The organism is Trinickia sp. (assembly GCF_036503415.1).
Lineage (GTDB): Bacteria > Pseudomonadota > Gammaproteobacteria > Burkholderiales > Burkholderiaceae > Trinickia.
In genome coordinates this window covers 1-2641 of sequence record NZ_DASXWY010000183.1, presented here as the reverse complement: position 1 = coordinate 2641, position 2641 = coordinate 1, and the positions used below count along the sequence as shown (strand labels likewise).

2 protein-coding genes are annotated in these 2641 nt (G+C 63.0%); both read right to left on the bottom strand.

Annotated elements, in window-relative coordinates:
- A partial coding sequence (locus VGL01_RS22390; protein WP_331573275.1) for an alkaline phosphatase family protein occupies window positions 1–222 on the bottom strand: 222 nt, incomplete at its 3' end.
- 185 nt (window positions 223–407) lie between these two features.
- Complete coding sequence (locus VGL01_RS22385; protein ID WP_331573273.1) at window positions 408–2528, bottom strand: phosphocholine-specific phospholipase C; 2121 nt, start codon at window positions 2526–2528, stop codon at window positions 408–410.
- Window positions 2529–2641: the final 113 nt, after the last annotated feature.

The following is a 2641-nucleotide window of genomic DNA, read 5'->3' as shown; positions in this document are numbered from 1 at the left end:
GTAGCCGCGCACACCGCGAAGCGTACCGAAGTAATGATCGAACGAGCGGTTTTCCTGCATCAGGACGACGACGTGCGCGACGTCCTCGATGCTGCGGGTCGTATCGTGGGCGGGAATCGCGAGTGCATTGCGAATGCCCGTCGGCAACAAACCGGCAGCGGCAAATGTACCTGCCGCTTGCGCGGCTGCCCGCATGAAAACGCGGCGGCTGATCGACGTCATGAGCTGGACCCCGCAATTACGAGATGAGCGACGTTATGGACCATCGATCGGTCCATCGCAATGCGCGGCGGCCGTGTTAGAGGAGAGGGACGGGAAAGGGAACGGGGGAAACGTTATTGAGAGAAGGGAGCGGTGACGTTGAACGGAAGGACGGGTCCGCCCCAAGAGCGAACCCGTTCGATCGATCAAGGCGCGCCGAAGGCCGGATCGCTCATGCTGTCGCGGCCGGTTTCGACGTGACCGGAAAGTGCTCGATGAAACGCCGGATCGGTATCGATGCTGACTTTCAAGTCATACCACGCATGAAATGCCCGCAAATCGATATACAGGTCCGCACTTTCTCCACCGGCGACCCTGCGTTTGACGAGGCTCCCATCGTAAGCGTTGACGACGGTAAACACGCAAGCCGCGCTGCCGAAGTTCTTCAAGTGCAGTTCGATGTTTCCGTTCGCCACGTCGTACGACTCGGTGACCTCGGGCATCGCCGTGCCCGCGTTCCAGCCGCTTGCGGCAATCGGCACGGCCGCACCCGCGAAGCGGCGCATCAGCCCATTCGGACCATGCACGGTGTAGTCGTACCGCCCGTCGACGGGCAGCGCCAGTGTATCGGCAACGCGCTTTTTCGCTTCGACGGCGTACGAGCGGGGGGCGTCGAGGCTTTTTGCACGATAGACGAGAAACGCGGCCGCGGCCGAACCGGTATTGATGAACTCGAGGCGAAGCGCGCGCTGCGCCGCTTCGACGCGCGAGTGGACGAACAGCTCGTACGGCAGCGCACGCGCCGGTCGCACGCCCGGTTCCTGATTCGGCTTCGCCTGAACGAGCGGCGGCACCGGTACGTAGTCCGGATGGCGTGCTTTGTCGGGCGGCACATAGCCGGTCGTTGCCGGAAGCGCCGGGAATGCGGCGTTCGGATGAGCGAAATCGAACGCACGCGTGAGGTCCCCGCAGATCGCGCGGCGCCACGGCGTGATGTTGAGTTCACTCAGATTGCGGCTTCCGCCGTTGCCGAACCGGCGCTCGATGAAGCGAATGATCGACGTGTGATCGAACGTCTCCGAGCAGAGCCAGCCGCCCTTCGACCACGGCGAAACAACGAGCATCGGTACCCGCGGCCCCAGACCGTAGGGCCCCGCAGGATTGCCGTCCTTGCCCGGGTAGTACTCGTCGATCGTGTCCACTGTCGAGCGGCCGACGCTCGGCGACCATGGCGCAAACGGCGGCGCGACGTGATCGAAGAAGCCATCGTTTTCGTCGTAGGTGATGAGAAGCGCTGTTTTGCTCCATACCGCCGGGTTCGATGTCAGAACCTGCAACACCTGATCGATATACCAGGCGCCATAATTCGCAGGCCAATTCGGGTGCTCGGAGTACGCCTCGGGAGCAACGATCCACGAGACCTGCGGGAGCTTACCGCCCTGCACGTCGCGCTTCAGAACGTCGAAGTAGTCGCCGCTCACCGCGACATGGGTGCCCGTGCGCGCATTGTCGTAAAGCGGATCGCCCGGCTGAGCATTGCGGTACTGGTTGAAATAGAGCAGCGAGTTGTCGCCGTAGTTGCCTATGAAGGCGTCCTGCGTCCAACCCCACGAGCCTTTCGCGTCGAGGCCCGTCCCGACGTCCTGATAGATCTTCCACGAGATGCCGGCCGTCTGGAGCTTCTCCGGAAACGTCGACCAACCGTAGCCGGCTTCGGCGTTATCGATCACGGGACCGCCACCGCTGCCGTCGTTGCCTACCCAGCCCGTCCACATGTAGTAGCGGTTCGGATCCGTCGGCGTCATGCCCGAGCAGTGATAGGCATCGCAGATCGTGAAGGCATCGGCAAGCTGGTAGTGAAATGGAATGTCTTCACGCGTGAGATAAGCCATCGTCGTCGTACTCTTGGCCGGTACCCACTGATCGTAGCGCCCCCCGTTCCATGCGGCATGCGTCGTCGTCCAGTCGTGCGGCAAGTCTTGCAGGAACTGCATGCCGAGCTCCGGCGCGCTCGGCCGAAACGGCAAGACGTAACCGAGATCCGCCGCAGCCGGCTGGTACCAGACGGGCCGGCCGTTGGGCAACGTGATCGCGCGGCGGTCCCCGTAGCCGCGTACGCCGCGCAGGGTGCCGAAGTAGTGGTCGAACGAGCGGTTTTCCTGCATCAGGATGACGATGTGCTCGATGTCGTCGATGCTGCGCGTCGCATCGTTGGCGGGAATGGCGAGCGCATTGCGGATACCGGCGGGCAATGCACCCATGGCGGCAGCGGCGCCCGCCGCTTGAGCGGCGGCACGCAGGAAGTCACGGCGGCTTGTCGAGGTCATTTTCGATTCGTAGGGCGGAAGTGGAACGAGACGGTCTCGCGCAAGCGGGACACGTCGACGGGTAAGGCCAAAGCGAACACGCACGAACACATGCGGACTACTTGAAACTGAAC